The sequence below is a fragment of the Aporhodopirellula aestuarii genome (assembly GCF_023701485.1).
In the GTDB taxonomy this organism is placed as follows: Bacteria; Planctomycetota; Planctomycetia; order Pirellulales; family Pirellulaceae; genus Rhodopirellula; species Rhodopirellula aestuarii.
This window is the reverse complement of record NZ_JAMQBK010000121.1, coordinates 1-2,560: the sequence shown is the minus strand read 5'-3', so window position 1 is coordinate 2,560 and position 2,560 is coordinate 1. Positions and strand designations below refer to the sequence as shown.

General features: G+C 50.5%; 4 protein-coding genes. All 4 read right to left on the bottom strand.

The features are described 5' to 3' along the window. On the bottom strand, positions 1-592 hold a 592-nt coding region (locus tag NB063_RS30835), incomplete at its 3' end, for a hypothetical protein (RefSeq protein ID WP_250933466.1). A gap of 718 nt (positions 593-1,310) precedes the next feature. Next, on the bottom strand, positions 1,311-1,838 hold the full coding sequence (locus tag NB063_RS30830) for a hypothetical protein (RefSeq protein ID WP_250933464.1): 528 nt from the start codon (positions 1,836-1,838) through the stop codon (positions 1,311-1,313). After that, complete coding sequence (locus tag NB063_RS30825; RefSeq protein ID WP_250933462.1) at positions 1,831-2,355, bottom strand: DUF1129 domain-containing protein; 525 nt, start codon at positions 2,353-2,355, stop codon at positions 1,831-1,833. The genes NB063_RS30830 and NB063_RS30825 overlap by 8 nt, the downstream gene beginning before the upstream one ends. A gap of 2 nt (positions 2,356-2,357) precedes the next feature. Further along, the coding region (locus tag NB063_RS30820; RefSeq protein WP_250933460.1) for a hypothetical protein at positions 2,358-2,560 on the bottom strand (203 nt) is incomplete at its 5' end.

Genomic DNA, 2,560 nt, shown 5'->3' with positions numbered 1-2,560 from the left:
TCAAAGCCTTACTGGTTATCTGGTTCATCAGGGATGTTGAGTCGTTGATTCGTCGAAGAATGTATTGCGTGTTGGATGTTCCTTCCGGTGAGAAGGATTTTGGCGGATGCTGGGAAGGACGGCCAACACCGACATTCGTGTCACCGAGCGGATCGGTCGCATTTGCCCCACCGCCGTCCGGATCGGATTCGTAGTTACCAACCGCCCCAGACGTTGAGCCGAATCCGGTCGCGTCCAATGGTGTGATCGTATACATCAAATGTTCACGAGTTATCTTCAGGATTCCGGAACCGACTGCATGCGGCGCCTTCCCTTTGCGACGAACGAACGATTTCGGGTTTGCCTGTTGTTCGTATTCAACGTTCTCGACCGTGCCTTGAACCAGCATTCCGCTCTTGAAAAGCGCCCAGGTGTTGTCCAGGATGACAAGTTGCATCGCTGACGACTGATCGTATGTGGTGATACCATCGGCCTCGATTGCGACAACATACTGCCATGTGCCGTTGAGCTTAGTCGCTGGATCATCAGCGTGACTCACTGTAGCAGTGATGGCGACGAAAGAGATGCAGACGCTCAGAATCATCGTTCTCATTTGAAGTCTCCGTCATCAGATAACGGCCCGCATCACCGGGGCCCGGGAATTGAACATTTATTCGTGACGACGAACCAACGGGCTTCCGTGTGGATGCGATGGTTATCCGCAGTCTCAGCTAGGCAAGGAACTCCTTGTCATTGTTAGCCTCGGCTCATCGCCCGGTGGGGAAAGAGTCACGGTGTTCCCAGTGTCATCAAAAACAGGAACCAGCGGGGTGATATGTGACTTCTTGTCAGGTACGTCATTGGCACGAGTAACGATATAGAGCAATCCGTCAGTGCAAAACCATTGTGTGCCAAAAGTGTCACTGGCATCATCAATGAATTTTCCTGATGCATCGAATGAGGCCCAAGCGTTGTCTACGCCAGGCGTGTCAATGCGGACAATGTTCCATCGCCCGACCAACTTGTCGCCAAGTTCGGAATCGTGCACATCGGTCAATAGAACGTCAGGTGTTGCCGGTGAATTGCAAAAGAGGCAGAAAGCAACCAGAGAAAGGACGCACCCGACAAGAAATGAAATGATCACAGGCCACTTGGACCTGCAATACGTTGCCAGGCGTATCATTGTTGCCCTCGTTTGTTATAGAAAATTGATTCGGATAACGTCTGCGATAAACGAGCGGCGACAAAAGGCTCCGTCATCAAAAACCGCGTGACTTCGCCGCTTCGGTTCATCGCCTAATTATCCAGCGTTCTTGGTGAGGAATCAATGCCTAACCCATTTGAAACCAGTTGAAGTAGCCCTGCCAAAGCAGGCAGATGACCGTCCAAGCGGGAATTGCCAACAACAGTTCAAAACATGAAGCGACGACGAAGGCACGTCGATTACGAGGGTGATTTCGGAGATCGAGGGCAAAAAACGAAACCGTGGGTACAGCGTATACCCAGAGTGGATCACCCAGCCATTTCGACAGGGGAATACGTGCCCAATCCGCGATCAGTGCGCCATTCCAGTAAATAAAGGGCAAGGTCACTGCAACGAGTATCGTGAACATTGAGATACGCATCCGACGTGAAGGCGTTTGAGAAATTCTGAATCGCCAGAAATAGATCGCGACACATGCCGCAAACGGATTTACCCACATTCCGACGGACGTGTGATGCGGGTTGGGATAAGTTGGAACGATACTTGCGACGCCAAGTAGAATTGCCACCGTTGTCAGAACCTCAAGGAGGGTCCCCACCGAAAATTGCAGTGAATTCTTCCGGGGTTCTGTGTGCAACTTTTTGTTATTAGACATTTTCACGTTCGTGTAACGCACGCCCCGCAACAACGATTCCAATTACAGGAAAAATGATGACACACAGCCAGAAGCCGAATCCGCTCATCAGGGTATCGTCTCCGTAGTATTTCAGCGATAAAGCGGCCAGCAAATACGGCATCGTCATGAAGGCAAGCGGACGAACCAAGTGCTTAATCCAAGGCTTGGTTGCCAATACTGGATGTCGCAAAATTAGGTCAGCAAAAAAACCAAGTGCAAAACCCGCCGTTGCGCCGCCTAAAGCAATCACAAGGAGTGAATCGTAACTCCTTTGTACGTCGCCGCTCTGAATCGCGAAAAAACCGAAAAGAAAGAGGATGATTCCGACGCACGATCCAAGAATGGTCCCGTATGTCAGGGGGCCAAATTGACGATTAGGTGTTCGCATGCAAGCGGTACCTTTTGCGGAAGTTGGATAACGTCGGTCATCACCGAGTCGGAAGTGACGACTTTCTATTGGCAAAATCACCGCAAGTCTGACTTTGGTGAATGACATGGTTATCCGTCTGCGTCTGACGATTCCGACGAGGGTCCGTTGTTTGTGCCTGCGATCACAGAAAGGTGCGTTTCGATCTGTCGCAATGCGCTGTAGATCCCCATCAGCATTCCGATGGAGACACAAAAAAAGATGGTTCCAGAAATGTAGAAAACGTTCATCATGCGATTTGGGTGCTCATTCTTCGGGTATGTCCCGTTTGTTG